Below are 21,380 nucleotides of genomic sequence, written 5' to 3' on the forward strand. Positions count from 1 at the left end.
GGGTAATGAACTCTTGTCTTCAAACGAAAAACACCTCCAATGAATTTGCATACTTAGTATGCGAATTCAGGAGGTGTTTTTTTCATGTACCACTATTCGGGTTCACTTCAATTGATGCAGTCAGTTTTTTTGTTGATGGTATATCAAAATCACTTTCAGACTCTTTCCTGTGAAGGAAAAATGTGTGTGAGGTAAGCAAATAAATTTCGGACACACTAACTGTACATTACAGCTAGGAGGAATGTACACGTGAATGAAATTTACATGGAAATAAAAGAAGAATTGCAATTGATGAGAAAAGAGTTGCAAGAGAGACTAGCTAAAGAAGTAATGCACAAATATGATGTCGAGTTCAGCCAAGAACTTGGATATGAAATTAAGGAAGAGATAAAGAAAAAATTGCTATTACATGATATAAAAGAGGATTTAAAGGATGTAGAACGCGCATTATTTAAGATGGAAATAGACATGTATGGTATTTGTGAAGAGACGGGGAGATTAATTTCGACAAAGCAAATGAAGACAATGCCGACTGCCCGTACGATTCATGAATTCTTCTATGAAAAGGTAAATGTATGAATACGCACAACGATATTATATTACCTTTTTTTAATTTATTTTATTCTTCTATAAAGGTTCATTGTGAAAAGGTAGCAGCTATGCTAAAATTTTGAGGTACACTGTCTTTGTGGGGGAAATGAAAATGATATATTATGTAATAGCGTTATTCGTCATTGCTATCGATCAAATATCGAAGTGGTTAATTGTAAAGAACATGGAATTGGGTACGAGTATTCCGATTATCGACAATGTATTATACATAACATCACATCGAAATAGAGGTGCTGCTTGGGGTATTTTAGAAAATAAAATGTGGTTCTTCTACATTATTACAGTTGTTTTTGTAGTATTTATTGTATTTTATATGAAAAAGTATGCGAAAACAGACAAGCTTCTAGGTATTTCGTTAGGCCTAATTTTGGGCGGGGCAATTGGTAACTTTATTGATCGTGTATTTAGACAAGAAGTAGTGGATTTCATTCACGTGTATATTTTCTCGTACAACTATCCAGTATTCAATATAGCTGATTCAGCATTATGTATTGGTGTTGTATTAATTATTATTCAAACATTATTAGAAGGCAAGAAAGCGAAGGAGTAATTGAATGAGTGAAGTAGTACAAGTAACAGTTGCAGCAGAGCAAAAAAACGAGCGAATTGATAAATTCGTTGCAGGGATAAATAACGAATGGTCACGTACGCAAGTGCAGCAATGGATTAAAGATGACGTTGTGACAGTAAACGGGAAAGCTGTAAAAGGAAATTATAAAGTAAAAGAAGAAGATGAAATTACAGTAACAATTCCTGAACCAGAAGAGTTAGATATTCAACCAGAAGATTTAAATTTAGAAATTTATTATGAAGATGCAGATGTGCTTGTTGTAAATAAGCCACGTGGTATGGTTGTACATCCAGCACCAGGGCATACAAGTGGTACACTTGTAAACGGCCTCATGCACCATTGTACAGACTTATCAGGCATTAACGGTATAATGCGTCCAGGTATCGTGCATCGTATTGATAAAGATACATCTGGACTATTAATGGTTGCTAAAAATGATATGGCACATGAATCGCTTGTAAATCAGCTTGTAGCAAAAACAGTAACGAGACGTTACAAAGCGATTGTACACGGTGTGATTCCGCATGATAAGGGAACGATTGATGCTCCGATTGCTCGTGATAAGAAAGAGCGTCAAAGTATGACAGTTGATGAAAATGGTAAGAACGCTGTTACGCACTTCCAAGTGTTAGAACGCTTTAAAGACTTTACACTTGTAGAATGTCGCTTAGAAACGGGACGTACGCACCAAATTCGTGTTCATATGAAATATATTGGCTATCCACTTGCAGGAGATCCGAAGTATGGTCCGAAGAAAACGTTAGATATGAATGGACAAGCACTTCATGCGGGTATTTTAGGCTTTGATCATCCTCGTACTGGTGAATATATTCAGTTTGAGGCACCAATTCCAGAAGTGTTTGAAGACGCATTAAATATTTTACGAAAATAGTATTGACAAATCATAAGAAAACTGAGATACTGACAACAGTTAAATAATGATCCTTTAACACAGCCCCGTGAGGTTGAGAAGGTAACGGTTTGAAATACTTAGGGTATGTTGTACCCTTTTTTCAAAAGTCCTCTCGCACACGCTGAGAGGACTTTTTTTATACCATTACTCTCACGCAAGAAAAAAGCTTGGAGGTGTAGAGCATGCAAGAGAAAGCTGTCGTTTTAGATGACCAAATGATTCGCCGCGCTTTAACACGAATTAGTCATGAAATCGTGGAACGAAATAAAGGTGTCGATAATTGTGTTCTTGTCGGAATTAAAACTCGTGGAATTTTTATTGCACAACGTTTGGCAGAACGAATTGGTCAAATTGAAGGAAAAGAAATGGAAGTTGGAGAGTTAGACATTACGTTATATCGTGATGATTTAACACTACAATCGAAAAATAAAGAACCACTTGTAAAAGGTTCTGATATCCCTGTAGATATTACGAAGAAAAAAGTTATCCTTGTGGATGACGTATTATATACAGGAAGAACAGTTCGAGCAGCAATGGATGCTCTTATGGATTTAGGTAGACCATCTCAAATCCAATTGGCGGTTCTTGTTGATAGAGGTCATCGCGAATTACCAATTCGCGCTGATTATGTAGGGAAGAACATTCCAACATCAAGTGAAGAGCGTATCGAAGTTGATTTGCAAGAGACAGATCAACAAGATCGAGTAAGCATATACGATAAGTAAAGCCCTTTTAAATGTAGTCCTGTGAGGCTGCCAAAGGGTCTTGGCTTTCATATGTCAAATTTGGCATACGAAAGTGTAGGACTCTTTGTGCACAGGCACAAAGAGTTTTTTTATTGCAAAGATTTAAACTGAAGGAGGATGTAACAATGGAACAAAAGCCAGTGTTAGACGTTAATGAAGTACCGAAACCGGGAAAATGGTTATTTTTAAGTATACAACATTTGTTCGCGATGTTTGGATCAACAGTGCTTGTTCCATTTTTAACAGGATTGAATCCATCAGTAGCATTAATATCAAGTGGATTAGGAACGTTAGCGTTCCTTCTTATAACGAAAGGCCAAGTACCTGCTTATCTAGGATCATCATTCGCCTTTATCGCACCGATTATAACAGCCAAAACGGCAGGTGGACCGGGAGCGGCAATGCTTGGTGGTTTGCTAGCAGGACTTGTGTACATTTTAATCTCACTCGGAATTAAGAAATCAGGATCAGAGTGGATTATGAAATTACTACCACCAATCGTAGTTGGTCCAGTAGTAATGGTAATCGGTCTAGCTTTAGCACATACAGCAGTTAACATGGCGATGAACGATGCGGATGGCAAATATAGCTTTACACATTTTTCAGTAGCGTTAGTAACATTAGCAATTACAATTATATGCTCGATATTTGGAAGAGGATTTTTCAGTATAATACCAGTGTTACTTGGCATTATCGGCGGATATATCTTCGCTTACTTCCAAGGGCTAGTAGACTTAAAGCCGGTAGCTGAGGCAAAATGGTTTGTTGTACCAGATTTCACAGTACCATTTGTAACATACACACCAGAGTTTTCATGGAAGATTGTACTCTTGATGGTACCAGTTGCACTAGTAACAATATCAGAACATATCGGACATCAAATTGTTCTTGGAAATGTTATTAAAAGAGATTTAATTGAAAAACCAGGTTTACACCGTTCAATCTTCGGTGACGGAGTAGCAACATTAATCGCGTCACTAATCGGTGGGCCACCAAATACAACGTATGGTGAAAACATCGGTGTGCTAGCAATTACGAGAGCATACAGTGTATACTTATTCATCGGTTCAGCAGTATTCGCAATCATGTTCGGATTTATCGGTAAGATTTCTGCACTGATTCATTCGATCCCAACACCAGTTATGGGTGGTGTATCAATCTTACTATTCGGTGTAATCGCATCAAGCGGATTACGCATGATGGTAGATGATAAAACAGATTTAAGTGACAAACGAAACCTAATGATTGCATCAGTAATATTAGTAATCGGTATTGGTGGAGCGGTACTTCACGTAGGAGAATCATTCCAAGTAGAAGGAATGGCACTAGCAGCAATTGTAGGTGTACTGTTAAATCTACTACTACCGGAAACGAAACAAATAAAACAATCTAAGCAGATTGCTTCATAATAATAACCTTTTAATTCAGTCCTGTGAGACCGAAAAGGGTGGCTTCTTTCTTGCACCCTAGTCTCACATGACTAGGGTATTTTTATGCAAAGGTTGTTATAAAAATTCAAAAGTGGTAACATAAAAATCAGAAAGATGAGGGATGACGATGAGCCATTTGTTAACGATGAGTGAATTATCGGAAGTAGAAATTTCAGAAATCCTAAAAGATGCAGAAGATTTTGCGAATGGAAAAGAGAGCAAAACGACAGAGCAAACTTTTGTTGCGAACTTGTTCTTTGAGAATAGTACGAGAACGAGATTTAGCTTTGAAGTTGCTGAGAAGAGATTAGGACTTGATGTTTTAAACTTTTCAGCTGATGCATCTAGCGTACAAAAAGGAGAAACTCTATACGATACGATAAGAACACTAGAATCAATCGGAACAAAAGCAGTGGTCATCCGCCACGAGCAAGATCGCTACTTCGATGAACTAAAAGATCAGGTGAATATTCCAATCTTAAACGCTGGAGATGGATGCGGAAACCACCCAACACAGTGCCTACTGGACCTTCTTACAATTAAACAAGAGTTTGGAAGATTTGAAGGTTTGAAGATTGCAATAGTAGGAGATGTTCGTCATAGCCGAGTAGCACGTTCTAATGCAGAAGCATTAACGAAGCTTGGTGCAACGATTTACTTTGCAAGTCCAGAAGAGTGGAAAGATGAAGACAACACATTTGGAACATACAAACCATTAGATGAACTTGTTCCAGAAGTTGATGTAATGATGTTACTCCGTGTACAACATGAGCGTCATGATCATTATGAAACAGACATTATGAAAGAATATCATGAGAAACACGGATTAACAGTAGAAAGAGAAAAGCGTATGAAAGAAGGAAGCATTATTATGCATCCAGCTCCTGTAAACCGTGATGTTGAAATTGCAAGTGAACTTGTTGAGTGTGAGCGTTCACGCATATTTAAACAAATGGAAAATGGAGTTTACGTAAGAATGGCTGTACTAAAACGCGCCTTACCAAATGTATTAGGAGGAATGAAACATGAATTATTTGTTTAAAAATGGTCGTTATATGAATGAAGAAGGAAAAATCGTAGCAACGGATCTTCTCGTACAAGACGGTAAAATCGCTAAGGTAGCAGAAAATATTACGGCAGATAATGCTGAAGTAATCGATGTGAACGGAAAGTTAATCGCACCTGGATTAGTAGATGTACACGTACATCTTCGTGAACCAGGTGGTGAACATAAAGAAACAATTGAAACAGGTACACTAGCAGCGGCAAAAGGTGGATTCACTACAATTTGCGCAATGCCAAATACACGCCCGGTACCAGATTGCAGAGAACATATGGAAGACTTGCAAAAACGTATTGAAGAAAAAGCTCATGTTAACGTACTACCATACGGAGCAATTACAGTACGTCAAGCTGGTTCTGAAATGACAGATTTCGAAACATTAAAAGAACTTGGAGCATTTGCTTTCACAGATGACGGCGTAGGCGTACAAGATGCGAGCATGATGTTAGCGGCTATGAAACGTGCAGCAAAATTAGATATGGCAGTAGTTGCGCACTGTGAAGAGAATACGCTTATTAATAAAGGTTGTGTACATGAAGGGAAGTTTTCTGAGAAACACGGATTAAACGGTATCCCATCAGTATGTGAATCTGTACATATTGCAAGGGATATACTGCTTGCTGAAGCAGCAGATTGCCACTATCACGTATGTCACGTAAGTACGAAAGGTTCTGTACGTGTAATCCGTGATGCGAAACGCGCTGGAATTAAAGTAACAGCAGAAGTAACACCGCATCACCTAGTGTTATGTGAAGATGATATCCCATCAGCTGATCCTAACTTTAAAATGAACCCACCACTTCGTGGAAAAGAAGACCATGCAGCATTAATTGAAGGTTTATTAGATGGAACGATCGATATGATCGCAACTGACCATGCACCGCATACAGCGGAAGAGAAAGCACAAGGAATTGAAAGAGCACCGTTTGGAATTACTGGTTTTGAAACAGCATTCCCGCTTCTATACACAAACCTTGTGAAAAAGGGAGTCATTACGCTAGAACAGTTAATTCAATTCTTAACAGAAAAGCCAGCTGATACATTCGGCTTAGAAGCAGGTCGCCTAAAAGAAGGTAGAGCAGCTGATATTACAATCATTGATTTAGAACAAGAAGAAGAGATTGACCCAACAACATTCTTATCAAAAGGAAAAAATACACCATTCGCAGGTTGGAAATGCCAAGGATGGCCGGTAATGACAATCGTTGGTGGTAAGATCGCATGGCAAAAGGAGAGTGCATTAGTATGAAAAGACAACTTATCTTAGAAGATGGAACAGTATTAATTGGAACAGGTTTCGGAGGCGAAATCGAAAAGTCAGGTGAGGTTGTATTTACAACAGGAATGACTGGATATCAAGAAACATTATCTGATCCATCATATTGCGGTCAAATCGTAACATTCACGTACCCATTAATCGGAAATTACGGCATTAACCGTGACGATTTTGAATCCATTCACCCATCTGTAAATGGTTTAATCGTAAACGAAATTTGTGATCACCCATCAAACTTCCGTAATGAAATTTCGTTAAATGATTACTTGAAAGAAAGAAATATTCCAGGATTAGCAGGGATTGATACGAGAAAATTAACGAGAAAAATTCGTCAATACGGTACATTACGCGGACGCCTTTGTAACATGGATGCAGATGTAGAGTACATTGTAAGCCAATTAAAAGCGACAGTATTTACAGATCATGTAAAACGCGTATCAACGAAAGATCCATACCCAAGCCCAGGTCGTGGTCACCGAGTTGTACTAGTAGACTTCGGTATGAAACATGGTATTTTACGAGAATTAAATAAGCGTGACTGTGATGTAATTGTAGTTCCTTACAACACAACAGCAGAAGAAATTTTACGCCTTAGCCCAGATGGAATTATGTTAAGTAATGGACCTGGAGATCCGAAAGATGTACCAGAAGCAATTGAAATGTTAAAAGACATTATCGGTAAAGTTCCTTTATTCGGAATTTGCCTAGGACATCAATTGTTCGCTCTAGCATCAGGTGCAAATACAAGTAAGTTGAAATTTGGTCACCGTGGTTTAAACCATCCAGTAAAAAATCTTGCAACTGGAAAAGTAGCAATTACATCTCAAAACCACGGATACGCAGTAGAAGAAGAATCAGTTGAAAATACAGATCTTGAAATTACACATGTTGCTTTAAACGATGGAACGGTAGAAGGTCTTCGTCATAAGAAGTTCCCAGCATTTACAGTACAATACCATCCAGAAGCTTCAGCGGGACCAGAAGATGCAAATGATTTATTCGAAGATTTCTTAACAATGATTGAAAACTTCAAGAAAGAAGGGGAAGAGTTATGCCAAAACGCCTAGACATTAACACAATTTTAGTAATCGGATCAGGACCAATTGTAATTGGGCAAGCAGCGGAGTTTGACTACTCTGGCACACAAGCTTGTCAATCTCTTAAAGAGGAAGGTTACAAAGTAATCCTTGTTAACTCTAACCCAGCAACAATTATGACGGATACTGCAACAGCAGATAAAGTATACATCGAGCCATTAACATTAGAATTCGTAAGCCGTATTATTCGTAAAGAACGTCCTGATGCAATCCTACCAACATTAGGTGGTCAAACAGGTTTAAACATGGCTGTTGAACTTGCAAAATCAGGCGTACTTGACGAGTGCGGAGTTGAAATTTTAGGAACAAAATTATCAGCAATCGAGCAAGCGGAAGATCGTGATTTATTCCGTACATTAATGCAAGATTTAAATGAACCAACACCACCAAGTGAAATTATTCATAACCTTGATGAAGCATATGGATTTGTAAATGAAATTGGTTATCCAGTAATCGTTCGACCAGCGTTCACATTAGGAGGAACGGGCGGCGGAATTTGCCATAACGAAGAAGAGCTAATTGAAATCGTAACAAGCGGTTTAAAACATAGTCCAGTAACACAATGTTTATTAGAGAAAAGTATTGCTGGCTGTAAGGAAATTGAATATGAAGTAATGCGTGATTCAAATGATAACGCGATTGTAGTATGTAACATGGAAAACATCGATCCAGTTGGTGTTCACACAGGTGATTCGATTGTAGTAGCACCGAGCCAAACGCTAAGCGACCGTGAATATCAAATGTTACGTAACACTTCATTACGAATTATTCGTGCACTAGGAATTGAAGGCGGATGTAACGTTCAGCTTGCGCTTGATCCATATAGCTTCCAATACTATGTAATCGAAGTAAATCCACGTGTAAGTCGTTCATCTGCACTAGCATCTAAAGCAACTGGATATCCAATTGCGAAATTAGCAGCAAAAATTGCAGTCGGTTTAACGTTAGATGAAATCGTAAACCCAGTAACACAAAAAACTTACGCTTGCTTCGAGCCAGCGTTAGACTATGTTGTTTCAAAAATTCCACGTTGGCCGTTTGATAAGTTTGAATCAGCGAACAGAACGCTTGGAACACAAATGAAAGCAACTGGTGAAGTTATGTCAATCGGACGTAACTTAGAAGAATCATTACTAAAAGCAGTTCGTTCTTTAGAGCTTGGCATTTATCACTTAGAATTAGACCACTTAAAAGAACTTGATAAAGAAACGATGAAAAAACGTATCATTAAAGCGGATGATGAACGACTGTTTATTGTAGCAGAAGCAATTCGCCAAGGTGTAACGAAAGAAGAAATCAATGAATGGTGTGAAATGGACTTCTTCTTCTTACAAAAAGTTGAAAACATCGTAAATATGGAACGTGAAGTAAAAGCGAATGTAGGAAATATGGAAGTACTACAAACTGCAAAAGAAATGGGCTTCAGCGATCACTACATTGCAGCAGCTTGGAACAAAACGGAGCGCGAAATTTATGATATGCGTAAAGAAAATAATATGATGCCAGTATTCAAAATGGTAGATACTTGCGCGGCAGAGTTTGAATCTGCAACGCCATATTACTACAGCACATATGCAGACGAAAATGAATCGATTGTAACAGATCGTAAGAGTGTAGTAGTTCTAGGATCTGGTCCGATCCGCATTGGTCAAGGTGTTGAGTTTGACTACGCAACAGTTCACTCAGTATGGGCAATTAAAGAAGCTGGATATGAAGCAATTATTATTAACAACAACCCAGAAACAGTTTCAACAGACTTCAGTATTTCTGACAAATTATACTTTGAACCATTAACGATTGAAGATGTAATGCACATTATCGATTTAGAAAAACCAGAAGGTGTTATCGTTCAGTTCGGTGGACAAACGGCAATTAACTTAGCAGCGAAACTAGAAGAACACGGTGTGAAAATTTTAGGAACATCACTTGAAGATCTAGACCGTGCAGAAGATCGTGATAAATTCGAAGCTGCACTAACACAATTAGGTATCCCACAACCAGTTGGTAAAACAGCAACAACTGTAGAACAGGCGGTAGCAATCGCTGAAGAAATTGGTTACCCAGTATTAGTAAGACCATCTTACGTATTAGGTGGACGTGCGATGGAAATCGTATATCGTCAAGAAGAACTACTGCACTACATGAAAAATGCAGTTAAAGTTCATGCGGAGCATCCGGTATTAATTGACCGTTACATGGTTGGTAAAGAAATTGAAGTAGATGCAATTTCAGACGGCGAGAATGTATTCATTCCAGGTATTATGGAACATATTGAACGCGCTGGAGTTCACTCTGGTGACTCAATTGGAGTATACCCACCACAAAGCTTATCTGAGAAACTAAAAGAACAAATTATTGAACATACAATTGCACTTGGAAAAGGTTTAAACATTGTTGGATTACTAAATATCCAGTTTGTAGTATTCAAAGATCAAGTGTACGTAATTGAAGTAAACCCACGTGCGAGTCGTACAGTACCGTTCTTAAGTAAAATTACGGGCGTACCTATGGCGAATGTTGCAACGAAAGTTATTTTAGGTCAAGACTTAGTTGAGCAAGGATACGGAACTGGTTATCACCCAGAAGAGAAAGAAGTATATGTAAAAGCACCGGTATTCTCGTTTGCGAAACTACGCTCAGTTGATACAACATTAGGACCTGAAATGAAATCAACAGGGGAAGTAATGGGTAAAGACTTAACACTTGAAAAAGCATTATACAAAGGATTAGTTGCTTCTGGAATTAACATCCCAACGCACGGATCAGTAATTATCACAGTAGCGGATAAAGATAAAGAAGAGGCAATGGAAATTGCAAAACGTTTCCACGAAATCGGTTATAACTTATTAGCAACAGCTGGAACAGCAAAATCGTTAGCGGAGCAAAATATTCCAGTGCAAGTTGTAAACAAAATTGATTCTGAAGACTACAACTTACTTGATATTATCCGTCAAGGAAAAGCGCAGTTTGTAATCAATACATTAACAAAAGGAAAACAACCAGCGCGTGATGGTTTCCGCATTCGCCGTGAATCAGTAGAAAATGGTGTAGCTTGCTTAACATCACTTGATACAACGAGAGCAATCTTACGAGTATTAGAATCTATGACATTCTCAGCTCATTCAATGAAAGAAATTACGCAAACAAAGCGTCACGAGGTGGTACATGCATGATGCAAAAGCAAAATATGATCGTCGTTAACCAAAAAGAAATCGCAAAAAATATTTACGAATTAGTGCTTCAAGGAACGTTAGTACAGCAAATGAACGAACCAGGGCAGTTTGTACACATTAAGGTAGCAGAGGGCATTGCGCCCCTTCTGCGCCGCCCAATTAGTATTTGTAATGTAGATCAAGAGAAGAACGAATTTACAATGCTATATCGTGCCGAAGGACAAGGGACAAAAACATTAGCAACTAGAAAACAAGGTGAAATGGTAGATGTACTGGGACCATTAGGAAACGGTTTTCCTGTAGAAGAAGCAGAAGCTGGCCAAACAGCTTTATTAGTAGGCGGGGGAATTGGTGTACCACCACTTTATGAATTATCACAGCGCCTCGTTGCAAGGGGTGTACGTGTTATTCACATCTTAGGTTTTCAAACGAAAGATGTTGTTTTCTATGAAGAAAAATTTGCAGAACTTGGTGATACGTACGTTGCGACAGTAGACGGTACACACGGTACAAAAGGATTTGTCACAGATGTAATTGATAATTACGGAATCGACTTTGATATTCTTTACTCATGTGGCCCGTTAGCGATGCTTCGTGCATTAGAAGGACGTTACAAAGAGAAAAAAGCCTATATTTCATTAGAAGAGCGTATGGGTTGTGGTATTGGAGCTTGTTTCGCATGTGTATGCCACTTACAAGAAGATCCAAGTGGACATTCTTACAAGAAGGTGTGTAGCGACGGACCAGTATTTCCAATCGGGGAGGTTGTACTATGAACAGATTGCAAGTTGAATTACCAGGATTATCATTAAAAAATCCAATTATACCGGCATCTGGATGCTTTGGGTTTGGTCGTGAATATGCACAGTTTTACGATTTAAGTGTACTAGGATCAATCATGATTAAAGCGACGACAGAACAACCACGTTATGGAAATCCAACGCCTCGTGTTGCTGAAACACCAGGCGGCATGCTAAATGCAATTGGACTTCAAAACCCGGGATTAGACAAAGTAATGAATTCGGAATTACCATGGTTAGAACAATTTGACCTTCCAATTATTGCGAACGTTGCAGGCTCACAAGCTGAGGATTACGTAGCGGTTGCGAAGGAAATTTCTAAAGCGCCTAATGTCCATGCACTAGAATTAAACATTTCTTGTCCGAACGTAAAAACAGGTGGTATCGCTTTTGGTACAAATCCTGAAATTGCTGCTGATTTAACGAAGCGAGTAAAAGAGGTTTCTGAAGTGCCTGTATACGTGAAATTGTCACCGAACGTGGCAAACATAGTGGAAATTGCAAAAGCGATTGAAAATGCAGGTGCAGATGGTTTAACGATGATTAATACATTGCTTGGTATGCGTCTAGATTTAAAAACAGCTAAACCAATTTTAGCAAACCGTACAGGCGGATTATCAGGTCCTGCGATTAAGCCAGTAGCAATTCGCATGGTCCATGAAGTAAGCCAAGCGGTTAACATTCCAATTATCGGAATGGGTGGTATTGAAACAGCTGAAGATGTAATTGAATTCTTCTATGCTGGCGCAAGCGCAGTTGCAGTAGGTACAGCGAACTTTATCGATCCGTTCGTATGTCCGACAATTATTGAAGAGTTACCAGCATTATTAGATGAGTTAGGATTTGATCACATTTCGGAATGTCAAGGAAGGAGCTGGAAGCAAACATGTCACAGTCGTTAATCGTTGCACTAGATTTTCCAGGGAAACAAGAAGTAGAACAATTCTTACAACACTTTGAAGGGGAAGAGTTATTTGTCAAAGTAGGTATGGAGTTATTTTACAAAGAAGGCCCTGCGATTATTACGTACTTAAAAGAAAAGGGACATAAGATCTTCTTAGATTTAAAACTTCATGATATTCCGAATACAGTAAAAAGCGCTATGCGTAGCCTAGCTAGTCTAGATGTCGATATGGTAAATGTTCATGCTGCTGGGGGAAGCAGCATGATGAAAGCTGCGATTGAGGGATTAGAGGAAGGTAAGCAAGAAGGAAAAGAGAGACCGATTTGTATTGCAGTTACACAACTAACAAGCACTTCGGAAGCTATGATGAAAAAAGAGATTGGCATTGAGAAAACGTTAGAAGAAGCGGTTGCTCATTATGCAAAACTAACGAAAGAAAGTGGACTTGATGGCGTTGTTTGTTCAACACTTGAAGTTCCAAAATTACGTGAAGTATGCGGAAATGAATTTGTAACAGTAACACCGGGGATTCGTCTTGCAAGCGATGATGTAAATGACCAAGTACGCGTAGCAACACCGAAACGTGCGAGGGAACTTGGTTCAAGCTACATCGTAGTCGGACGTAGTATTACAAAAGCAGAAAATCCGCTTGAAGCGTATAAAACAGTAAAACAACAGTGGGAAGGTGTAACAGTATGAAAAAAGAAATCGCATCGCATTTATTAGAAATTGGAGCAGTATTTTTACAACCGAATGATCCATTCACTTGGTCTTCAGGTATGAAATCACCAATTTATTGTGATAACCGTTTAACTTTATCTTATCCAAAAGTACGTCAAGCGATTGCAGCTGGATTAGAAGAGTTAATTAAAGAGCACTTCCCAACTGTAGAAGTTATTGCAGGAACAGCAACTGCTGGTATTGCGCACGCTGCATGGGTAAGCGATCGTATGGATTTACCAATGTGCTACGTACGTAGTAAAGCAAAAGGGCACGGTAAAGGGAACCAAATCGAAGGAAAAGCTGAAAAAGGTCAAAAAGTCGTAGTAGTAGAAGACTTAATTTCAACTGGCGGTAGTGCAATTACATGTGTAGAAGCACTTCGCGAAGCTGGATGTGAAGTATTAGGAATCGTATCAATCTTCACATACGAGCTAGAAGCAGGAAAAGAAAAGCTAGAAGCAGCTAACGTAGCATCATATTCTTTAAGTGATTACAGTGCATTAACTGAAGTTGCAGCAGAAAAAGGTATGATCGGACAAGCTGAAACGAAAAAATTACAAGAGTGGCGTAAAAATCCAGCTAACGAAGCTTGGATCACAGCGTAATACAAAAAAACGACCGCGGGGGAACGCGGTCGTTTTTTATATTATTGTTAAAAATTCAAGTAAAGTTCCATCAATATTAAAGAAAATCATATTACAATCTCCTTAACTACTTAGTGCTTTCTGCAAGCTTATATCCTCTTACAAACAATAGAGTCACATAAGAAACAATAAATGAGAAAATGCTATACATGCCGACCCAAAAGAAAAATTTTGGAGTAAAGGCGATAACACCTATTATTAAAAAACTAGCAAACGTTACAATCGGCATTACGTAATACGTTTGCGTTTTGCGTGTTCCAATAACAGATACGATAAAGATAAATAATGGACAAATTAATAAGACGAAAATCAATTCATTCATAGGTATGTCCCCTTTTCTAATTGCAGTAATCTGTTTCTCGTAAACGTTTTGAAATAATTACTCTCCTAATATAATTTCGCTAAGTAATAACGAATCCCTCTTGAAAACTGATAATTCATGATGAATTTTACAAGCAAAAAACGTAAGCAAGAGAACACTTGCTTACGTTATAGGATAAACATCGCAACGATCGTGGTGACAATTAAACCGATAACAACCGGTAAAAAGTTTCGGCGTGCAAGTTCAAATGGATCGACTTTACAAATCGCAGCAGCAGGAATAAGTGCCCAAGGAATTAACGTCCCGCCCCCGGTCCATATAGCTGCAATTTGCCCGAGTGCTGTTAATGTAGCTGTTCCATGGCCAAGTGCTGTTCCAAAAAGATTGGCAATGGAACCAGCAAGTGATATACCTGAAAAACCTGATCCATCTAAGCCGGTAATGACAGCAACGATGGTTAATGTCCCTGCCGATACATATTGATTTAAAGGAACAGTTTGAGATAAAGCGATGCCTAAGTCGTTAATGATTCCGTGTGAACCTTTCGGTAAATAGTCCCCGATAATTTTCACAAAGCCACTATCTCCTAAATAAAAGAGTGCAGCGATAGGAATAACTGGTCCGAAAATTTTAAAGCCAAATTGGAGCCCTTCTATGAAATAATCGGTCGTTTTATTCAGTCCATTACCTTTGTAGGCGATGAGAGAAATGATGATAATCATAATAACAGTTGTTCCACCGATAAGTGCAGTTGCGTCGCTTCCTTGTAGTTGAAATTGAATCATGCAAAGGATATCAATGATATATACGATAGGGATACAAATAGCGAGCCATTTCTTTGTGCGAGGAGATAATGAAGTGAGCGTTTTAGAAGACTCAGTTGATAGAATAGATTCTTGTATAGCTAAGCCTGTATGAAACTCTTTTCGTAAGAAGAAAAAAGCGACGGAAGTTGTCACAACGCCCATAACGATAACGAGTGGAACACTTGCAGATACGACGCTGGAAACAGGGAGACCAGCAGCGTCTGCGGTTAATTTTGGTGCGCCTTGTATAACGAAGTCGCCGGATAAAGCAATCCCATGACCGAATAAGTTCATAGCAATTGCAACCCCAATTGGAGGAAGGCCGACACGTACAGCAACCGGTAATAAAATAGCTCCCATTAAGGCGACAGCTGGAGAAGGCCAAAAGAAGAAAGAAATGGTCATCATTAAAAGGCCGATAATCCAGTAGGCGAGTGTAGGTGTACGAATCATTTTTGTAAATGGTGAAATCATCGTATCATTTATGCCAGTATGAACGAGTAAATTGCTCATTGATACGATAATGGAGATGATTAATATAGTTGGTAATAGCTCAGTAATGGCGTAAATGAAACTTTGAAAAATTCCGCTAATGGCAAGAGGGATAGAACTTGTTGCAGTTAATGCTAATAAAAAGATAAAAACGATACAAATGATAGTCGTATCTTTTCGGAGAATAAAAAAGGTAATAATAGTGAGTAAACAAATAATGTAGAGAGCGTGTAATAGCGTTAATTCAACTCCCATAACATTCACATCCTTTAGGCATTCGTGTAGTGTATTGTATGAAAGCGGTGAAAGTATGTGAGTATAGGAAAAAGAAAAAAGTGAAATTTCATGTACTGTAATGATAAGAATAAAAAATGGATGATACAATACAATTAATCCTAAAAATGGGATTTGAGGAGAAGGGGAATGGGGGAGTACGAATGAGAGAAAAAATAGGATATTATGGTGTGCTAGTTTGTTTACTATTATCAGTTATTTCAGGACAATTTCTTAACAGTGAATGGGTACCAGTTATATTATGTATAGGCGTATTGATTTTTGCTCCTATGTATCGCTGGAATGAATGGAAAGCATATAGTCGAAAAAAGAAAATGGTTTTCAGCATCGAATTTGTCATTATAATCAGCACAATTCCGTTTTTGTTATGGAAAGGAAATGAGATAATAGATGGAATTGTAATGTTTCAAGGGTGGTTGTTTATTGCGAAAATGCTATATTTAATATGCATTTTAATGTTGGTAGTGGTAGTCACTAAAATAGTAAACGAAAAGCTATTCGTTAATGAATAAAAGAAAATGCCACCTTATTCGGTGGCATTTCCTCATTTTACTGCATGAGCTTTTTGCATCTTTTTAATTAAACGAATTTGTCCACGATGATTGATTTCATCTTCAAAAACGTGAAACCACTTAAAATAGTTATTTGCTGGTTTGTCATACCAAAAGTCTGTCGTTTTAAATAACCATTCATCAGGTAACGATTGAAAAGTCTCGATTTTTTTGGAACGTACTTCTTGTAATGTATTGATGTAAAATTCTATAGCGTTTCCTTTTATTTTCTCACGTCCAAGATCGCCTAATTCAATGCCAGGTAACCAGCGTTCTAATTCAGCCTCCGTTGGTTCACGGTCTTCAAAAGTATGAATCTGGTAGTAAAATTCAATAGCGGCCATATGGTACAATAACATGCCAATTGAATTTGTGTCCTTATCATATAAATAATCAAGTTCCTCAATTGTTAAACCTTCCACCGCTTGCATTGTTGTATAGCGAGCGTAATTCATCATGGAAACAAGATTTGAAAATTCAGACTGTAACCCATCTATCTTATCAATTACAAAATTCAATTTAAATTCCCCCTCTTAAACGATGACTCCAGAGAAAGAATTCTATGTGCAACGAAAAACTCCTTTAAAAAAGGTCGTGATTTCAACAAGGAATAACAATTAGTTCTCTATTTGATTTTGTAATAACTTCATAGCCTTCTTTTGTAATGACGATATCGTCTTCAATTCTACAACCGCCCCAGTTCGGAATGTAAATACCAGGTTCAACGGTAACAACCATACCTTCTTCTAAAGTAGCCGTACTTTCTTGAGATAAGCGAAGAGGTTCATGTATTTCTAACCCAAGACCATGACCAGTAGAGTGTCCAAAATATTGACCATATCCACAATCTGTAATGTATTTTCTTGTTACATCATCGATACTTTTCGCAGTTTCTCCAGGCTTAATCGCTTCAGTCCCACGTTTTAACGCTTCTCGTACAACATTGTATATTTTTTTGAATTCTTCCGATGGTTCCCCTATTGCTACAGTACGTGTTATATCGGAACAATATCCGTCGTAAAGTGCACCGAAGTCTAATGTAACGATATCCCCTCGTTCGATTATTTTATTTGATGCAACTCCATGGGGAAGTGAAGAACGAACGCCTGAGGCTACAATGATTTGGAATGAAGAAGATGTAGCCCCTTTTTTTCGCATGAAAAATTCTAATTCATCTCGTACAGCATTTTCACTTATTCCTGGTTTTAGAAACGTAAGAATGTGGTGAAATGCTTCGTCCGCGATATTAGCTGCAATTTTCATTGTTTCTATTTCAGGCGTGTCTTTAATGATACGAATATTTTCGATAATTTCGCACACTTGAATCATTTCCGCCTGTACGTATTTTTGCAAGTTTTTATATTGTTGCAATATCATGTTGTTTTCTTCAATTCCAAGTTTTTGAATGTTTAATTTCGATACTTGATGTGCAATTTCTTTTTCTAAATTTCCTTTATGCATAATAATTTCAGCATCTTTTATTTGTGATTTCGTTTGATCTACATAGCGGAAATCAGTGATAAAAACAGCTTGATCGGCAGAGATTAAGACGCCGCCAGCGCTACCTGTAAAGCCTGTTGCATATTGACGGTTTTCTTTCTTTGTAATAAGTAACCCGTCGATTCCGTAATTATGTAGTTGTTTTTGGATGTTAGTTATTCTTATATTCATTTTAATTCCTCCTTTTTACATTAATAAAGCAAGAATTGTGCCAATATATTTATTTAGAATAAAAGAGAAGAGGGTAGCTGTGTGTCAAAAAAACTAGACGGATGTAAAATAAATATATATATAATTTTTACAGTAAGTTTTTATGTGAATGAACAATAATGTAAACTTGCAAACAAAATCTTTTTAATTTAAATATTATATTTTTTGTATAAATAAATTAAAAAATTGGTATAATAAGGGATTGTTACGTTTTTTTGTAGGTAAAGAGATGTAACGAAAAAATTGGGTTAAGGAATGTGAATGTATGAAGAAATTAAGTAAAGTAATGTCATTTTGTTTGGCCGCTAGTATGCTTGTTATAACGGGGTGTGAAACAAGTGAAAACAAAGTTCAAGTGAATAAAATGATTGACCAGCTTGATGAAGCGCCAGAAGTGACAGAAAAAGAAGCAAAAAAGATTGTAAGAAAGAGTGTAGATGGAATAGCAAACGCGTTTAGTGAGATGGAAAAAGAAAATGGATGGAGCCGAAATAATCCTGGGGATTTAGAGACAGTTAAAAAAGGAGTTAAGGGATTAGTTTCAAAAAAATTTGTAGAGAATCAGCTTCTTGAATTGCTTAATAACTTTAATAGATCGAGAGAGACTGATATGTTACCATTCCCAAATTATTTTCAAACTGAAATAAGATTTTCTTCTTCACAAGATAAAGAAAATTTAACGGTACATACATTAAGTTTAGAAGATGAAATAGGTCATGCGGCCCAAGAATGGGAATTTCATTTGGTGTATAAAGAAGGGGAATGGTTAATGGATAAATGGTCATTCGTTTTTCCTGAAGATTTAAAACTTACAAAAGAAGAAGCAAATAGAATTTTACAAACGCCAGACGATAAGAATGTGTCATTTGTAAGTGAAGAAAATAGTGGCGATAAGAAATATATATTCAAAGATAGTAACGGATTAATTACTGTAAATGCGAAAACATCTCTTATTTCATACAATGTAGATGAAAATAAGTATGAAAAGTTAACGAAAGAAAGAAATATTCAAGAAACAGAACAAGTACAGAGAAAGGATTCCAGTGCGTATACAGGCTCAAAAGACGAGAAACAATCGCAAAAAGAATCTTCTTCAAAGATAGATAGAGCAAATGTTTTAAGCGAATTAGCTGCTATAGATAAACAAGAAAAACATACGAATGCTATGTCAACCAATGATATAGTAAATGAAATAGAAGGAAATTATGAACTGTGGGATAATAAACTAAATGAAATTTACAGTACATTAAAAAGTACGATGTCAGCTGATGCGTTCCAGTCGTTAAAAACGAAACAAATTGCGTGGGTTAAAGAAAAAGAAAGTAAAGTTAAAGCAATTGGTACTGATACAAATAATGGAACGATGAGGCGTATAGAAGCCTCAGAAGAGAAATATAAGATGACAAAAGCAAGATGTTATGAATTAGTAAATGGGTATATGAATTAGTGTGAACGAATATAAAAAATGCGCTGCATACAAGCAACGCATTTTTTTATTTACGCTTTTAATTTCATTACAATATCAGCATCTGGTGTTACATATACGGTTTGCTGATTGTCATACGTAACAAAACCAATTTTTGCACCACTCGGTTTTTTAACATGGCGTATTTTGGTGAAATCAACAGGTACAGAGCTAGACTCTTTTGCTTTACTGTAATAGGCAGCAATCTTGGCAGCTTCTAGTAAAGTTTCTTCAGCAGGCTCTAAAGAACGAATGACAACGTGAGAACCAGGTATGTCTTTCGTATGTAACCAAATTTCATCACGGCGGGCAAACTTCGTTGTTAAATAATCATTTTGTTTATTGTTTTTACCAACGAAAATCTCTGTGCCATCACTTGCTACATATTTATCTAATACTGGTTTAGTAGGCTTTTTCTTTGCGTTTTTTGTTTTACGATTGCGCACATAACCTTCTTCAGCTAATTCCTCACGAATTTCTTCAATATCTTTTGAAGAAGCAGCTTCCATTTGTTGAAGTAAGCTATCAAAATAAAGAATTTCTTCATTTGTTTTTTCGATTTGTTCTTCTACAACAACAACTGAATTTTTTGCTTTTTGATACTTTTGGAAATAGCGTTGTGCATTTTCAGATGGTGTTTTTAAAGGATCTAATGTGATTTTTACAGTTCCACCATTCTCATCGTAATAATTAACGACCTCAATATCTTTATCGCCCTTTTTTAAAGCGTACATATTAGCTGTAAGTAGCTCTCCAAATAGTTGATATTTATCTGCTTTTCCAGCATCTTGCAGTGTTTTTTCGAGTTTAATGAGTTTTTTCTCATTTTTATTTTTTTCGTTTTGCATAAAGCGCTCTAAATCATGAGCTTGTTGTTTTACACGATCACGTTCTGCCTTGCCAAAGAAGAAACGATCTAACAGTTCGCTCACTGATGAGAATGTTTTTTCTTCTCCTTGCAAGTGTGTAAGAGGGAAAAGATAAAAGAATTCTTTTCCATTTGCAGTAATCATTGTTGGTGTATATGCATGAGATAGTAATGGTGTTTGTATAGAGAAAAATGCTTCTGATAATGCTTTCTCGTTTACCATACCGGCTTTCTTTACTACTTCTTTTGCAAATAATGGGGATATTCCCATGAAGGCCCCCACGAGTTGTTTATCCATATTTCCAGATAGAAAGTCTAGCGGTCTAATAAAATCATCTGCGGTTTCAATTTGCAGAGGATTGATTTTATGTTGGGCTGGTGGCGCGACGTACTCAGCGCCAGCATATACAGTTCGGTGACGGTTTACGGCTAATGAAACGTGTTTTAAGCTATCTAAAATCACGTTTGTTTTCGTATCTAATAAGATAATGTTACTATGTCGTCCCATTATTTCAATTACTAATGTTTTTAATGATTCGTCTCCGATTTCATTACGACTGCGAACTGTAATTTGAATAATGCGTTCTAAGTCGATTTGTTCAATTTTTTCAATAAATCCACCTTCTAAATGTTTGCGAAGAAGCATACAGAACATCGGCGGTATTGCTGGCGAATCGTAGTTTTGATTCGTTAAGTGCATACGCGCATATGTAGGATGAGATGAAAGAATTAGTTTTTGGTTCTTTCCATTCGCTCGAATATGTAATAAAATCTCGTATTTTGAAGGTTGATATATTTTGGAAATTCTTCCTGTGTAAAGAGAATTTTCAATTTCATGTGTAATCGCTCTTGTAAATAATCCATCGAATGCCATAAATGAACACTCCTTTCTAACTAAATGTTAATTATAGCATTTTTTT

20 protein-coding genes are annotated in these 21,380 nt (G+C 37.2%); 15 read left to right on the top strand and 5 right to left on the bottom strand.

Annotation, left to right across the window (positions count from 1 at the left end; translation table 11 throughout):
• Positions 1-249 precede the first annotated feature (249 nt).
• From MR143_RS25145 to pyrE, 13 genes are all read left to right on the top strand, one after another.
• A complete protein-coding gene (locus tag MR143_RS25145; protein WP_001002956.1) occupies positions 250-579 on the top strand; it encodes a TraR/DksA C4-type zinc finger protein in 330 nt (109 codons plus the stop codon).
• A gap of 124 nt (positions 580-703) precedes the next feature.
• Positions 704-1,162: a lipoprotein signal peptidase LspA gene (gene lspA, locus MR143_RS25150; protein WP_000642180.1), complete on the top strand. Its 459-nt coding sequence runs from the start codon at positions 704-706 to the stop codon at positions 1,160-1,162.
• Between the two features lie 4 nt (positions 1,163-1,166).
• Positions 1,167-2,075 (top strand): RluA family pseudouridine synthase, encoded by a 909-nt coding sequence (locus MR143_RS25155; protein WP_000005828.1) that lies wholly within the window; start codon positions 1,167-1,169, stop codon positions 2,073-2,075.
• Positions 2,076-2,278: 203 nt separating this feature from the next.
• The gene (pyrR, locus tag MR143_RS25160) at positions 2,279-2,821 is read left to right on the top strand and encodes a bifunctional pyrimidine operon transcriptional regulator/uracil phosphoribosyltransferase (protein ID WP_001156491.1); all 543 of its coding nucleotides are present in this window, start codon (positions 2,279-2,281) and stop codon (positions 2,819-2,821) included.
• A gap of 146 nt (positions 2,822-2,967) precedes the next feature.
• Positions 2,968-4,251: a uracil permease gene (uraA, locus tag MR143_RS25165; RefSeq protein ID WP_000435923.1), complete on the top strand. Its 1,284-nt coding sequence runs from the start codon at positions 2,968-2,970 to the stop codon at positions 4,249-4,251.
• A 148-nt stretch (positions 4,252-4,399) separates the two neighbouring features.
• On the top strand, positions 4,400-5,314 hold the full coding sequence (gene pyrB / locus MR143_RS25170) for an aspartate carbamoyltransferase (protein ID WP_000018849.1): 915 nt from the start codon (positions 4,400-4,402) through the stop codon (positions 5,312-5,314).
• Positions 5,298-6,584 carry a dihydroorotase gene (gene pyrC / locus MR143_RS25175; protein ID WP_001108367.1) on the top strand — a complete coding sequence of 429 codons (1,287 nt, stop codon included), beginning with the start codon at positions 5,298-5,300 and terminating at the stop codon, positions 6,582-6,584. Before pyrB ends, pyrC begins: the two co-directional genes overlap by 17 nt.
• A complete protein-coding gene (locus MR143_RS25180) occupies positions 6,581-7,678 on the top strand; it encodes a carbamoyl phosphate synthase small subunit (RefSeq protein WP_000828680.1) in 1,098 nt (365 codons plus the stop codon). The genes pyrC and MR143_RS25180 overlap by 4 nt, the downstream gene beginning before the upstream one ends.
• Positions 7,663-10,881, top strand: a complete 3,219-nt coding sequence (gene carB / locus MR143_RS25185) for a carbamoyl-phosphate synthase large subunit (RefSeq protein ID WP_001126102.1) — start codon at positions 7,663-7,665, stop codon at positions 10,879-10,881. The genes MR143_RS25180 and carB overlap by 16 nt, the downstream gene beginning before the upstream one ends.
• Entirely contained in the window at positions 10,878-11,657 is a 780-nt protein-coding gene (gene pyrK / locus MR143_RS25190) for a dihydroorotate oxidase B electron transfer subunit (protein WP_000983365.1), read from the top strand. Before carB ends, pyrK begins: the two co-directional genes overlap by 4 nt.
• Positions 11,654-12,583, top strand: coding sequence for a dihydroorotate oxidase B catalytic subunit (gene pyrD, locus MR143_RS25195; protein ID WP_001081049.1), 930 nt, complete (start codon positions 11,654-11,656; stop codon positions 12,581-12,583). Before pyrK ends, pyrD begins: the two co-directional genes overlap by 4 nt.
• A complete protein-coding gene (pyrF, locus tag MR143_RS25200; RefSeq protein WP_000083512.1) occupies positions 12,568-13,284 on the top strand; it encodes an orotidine-5'-phosphate decarboxylase in 717 nt (238 codons plus the stop codon). The genes pyrD and pyrF overlap by 16 nt, the downstream gene beginning before the upstream one ends.
• The gene (gene pyrE, locus MR143_RS25205) at positions 13,281-13,913 is read left to right on the top strand and encodes an orotate phosphoribosyltransferase (protein ID WP_000711449.1); all 633 of its coding nucleotides are present in this window, start codon (positions 13,281-13,283) and stop codon (positions 13,911-13,913) included. The genes pyrF and pyrE overlap by 4 nt, the downstream gene beginning before the upstream one ends.
• 106 nt (positions 13,914-14,019) lie before the next feature.
• Here the strand turns inward: pyrE and MR143_RS25210 are convergent, their stop codons facing one another.
• A complete protein-coding gene (locus MR143_RS25210; protein ID WP_001003924.1) occupies positions 14,020-14,274 on the bottom strand; it encodes a YbeF family protein in 255 nt (84 codons plus the stop codon).
• 167 nt (positions 14,275-14,441) lie between these two features.
• The gene (locus MR143_RS25215) at positions 14,442-15,827 is read right to left on the bottom strand and encodes a hypothetical protein (RefSeq protein WP_000537876.1); all 1,386 of its coding nucleotides are present in this window, start codon (positions 15,825-15,827) and stop codon (positions 14,442-14,444) included.
• 182 nt (positions 15,828-16,009) lie between these two features.
• Between MR143_RS25215 and MR143_RS25220 the strand changes: the two genes are divergently transcribed.
• Entirely contained in the window at positions 16,010-16,378 is a 369-nt protein-coding gene (locus MR143_RS25220; RefSeq protein WP_002181188.1) for a YoqO family protein, read from the top strand.
• A 32-nt stretch (positions 16,379-16,410) separates the two neighbouring features.
• Here MR143_RS25220 and MR143_RS25225 read toward each other — a convergent pair whose 3' ends face one another.
• Together MR143_RS25225 and MR143_RS25230 are read right to left on the bottom strand one after the other, a co-directional pair.
• Complete coding sequence (locus MR143_RS25225; RefSeq protein WP_199717665.1) at positions 16,411-16,935, bottom strand: DinB family protein; 525 nt, start codon at positions 16,933-16,935, stop codon at positions 16,411-16,413.
• Between the two features lie 82 nt (positions 16,936-17,017).
• Entirely contained in the window at positions 17,018-18,088 is a 1,071-nt protein-coding gene (locus MR143_RS25230) for a M24 family metallopeptidase (RefSeq protein WP_242281066.1), read from the bottom strand.
• A gap of 304 nt (positions 18,089-18,392) precedes the next feature.
• Here MR143_RS25230 and MR143_RS25235 point away from each other — a divergent pair, with 304 nt between their 5' ends.
• Positions 18,393-19,574, top strand: coding sequence for a lysozyme inhibitor LprI family protein (locus tag MR143_RS25235; RefSeq protein WP_000736526.1), 1,182 nt, complete (start codon positions 18,393-18,395; stop codon positions 19,572-19,574).
• 50 nt (positions 19,575-19,624) lie between these two features.
• Here MR143_RS25235 and MR143_RS25240 read toward each other — a convergent pair whose 3' ends face one another.
• Positions 19,625-21,334 (bottom strand): Rqc2 family fibronectin-binding protein, encoded by a 1,710-nt coding sequence (locus tag MR143_RS25240; protein ID WP_000863285.1) that lies wholly within the window; start codon positions 21,332-21,334, stop codon positions 19,625-19,627.
• Between the last annotated feature and the right edge of the window lie 46 nt (positions 21,335-21,380).

Source organism: Bacillus cereus group sp. BfR-BA-01347 (assembly GCF_022663835.1).
GTDB classification, from domain to species: domain Bacteria; phylum Bacillota; class Bacilli; order Bacillales; family Bacillaceae_G; genus Bacillus_A; species Bacillus_A thuringiensis_K.

What these genes read in the sequence shown, in the direction of transcription:
- lspA (WP_000642180.1), top strand. Translation starts at nt 704, where the DNA reads ATGATATATTATGTAATAGCGTTATTCGTCATTGCTATCGATCAAATA.
- MR143_RS25155 (WP_000005828.1), top strand. Translation starts at nt 1,167, where the DNA reads ATGAGTGAAGTAGTACAAGTAACAGTTGCAGCAGAGCAAAAAAACGAG.
- pyrR (WP_001156491.1), top strand. Translation starts at nt 2,279, where the DNA reads ATGCAAGAGAAAGCTGTCGTTTTAGATGACCAAATGATTCGCCGCGCT.
- uraA (WP_000435923.1), top strand. Translation starts at nt 2,968, where the DNA reads ATGGAACAAAAGCCAGTGTTAGACGTTAATGAAGTACCGAAACCGGGA.
- pyrB (WP_000018849.1), top strand. Translation starts at nt 4,400, where the DNA reads ATGAGCCATTTGTTAACGATGAGTGAATTATCGGAAGTAGAAATTTCA.
- pyrC (WP_001108367.1), top strand. Translation starts at nt 5,298, where the DNA reads ATGAATTATTTGTTTAAAAATGGTCGTTATATGAATGAAGAAGGAAAA.
- MR143_RS25180 (WP_000828680.1), top strand. Translation starts at nt 6,581, where the DNA reads ATGAAAAGACAACTTATCTTAGAAGATGGAACAGTATTAATTGGAACA.
- carB (WP_001126102.1), top strand. Translation starts at nt 7,663, where the DNA reads ATGCCAAAACGCCTAGACATTAACACAATTTTAGTAATCGGATCAGGA.
- pyrK (WP_000983365.1), top strand. Translation starts at nt 10,878, where the DNA reads ATGATGCAAAAGCAAAATATGATCGTCGTTAACCAAAAAGAAATCGCA.
- pyrD (WP_001081049.1), top strand. Translation starts at nt 11,654, where the DNA reads ATGAACAGATTGCAAGTTGAATTACCAGGATTATCATTAAAAAATCCA.
- pyrF (WP_000083512.1), top strand. Translation starts at nt 12,568, where the DNA reads ATGTCACAGTCGTTAATCGTTGCACTAGATTTTCCAGGGAAACAAGAA.
- pyrE (WP_000711449.1), top strand. Translation starts at nt 13,281, where the DNA reads ATGAAAAAAGAAATCGCATCGCATTTATTAGAAATTGGAGCAGTATTT.
- MR143_RS25210 (WP_001003924.1), bottom strand. Translation starts at nt 14,274, where the DNA reads ATGAATGAATTGATTTTCGTCTTATTAATTTGTCCATTATTTATCTTT.
- MR143_RS25215 (WP_000537876.1), bottom strand. Translation starts at nt 15,827, where the DNA reads ATGGGAGTTGAATTAACGCTATTACACGCTCTCTACATTATTTGTTTA.
- MR143_RS25220 (WP_002181188.1), top strand. Translation starts at nt 16,010, where the DNA reads ATGAGAGAAAAAATAGGATATTATGGTGTGCTAGTTTGTTTACTATTA.
- MR143_RS25230 (WP_242281066.1), bottom strand. Translation starts at nt 18,088, where the DNA reads ATGAATATAAGAATAACTAACATCCAAAAACAACTACATAATTACGGA.
- MR143_RS25235 (WP_000736526.1), top strand. Translation starts at nt 18,393, where the DNA reads ATGAAGAAATTAAGTAAAGTAATGTCATTTTGTTTGGCCGCTAGTATG.
- MR143_RS25240 (WP_000863285.1), bottom strand. Translation starts at nt 21,334, where the DNA reads ATGGCATTCGATGGATTATTTACAAGAGCGATTACACATGAAATTGAA.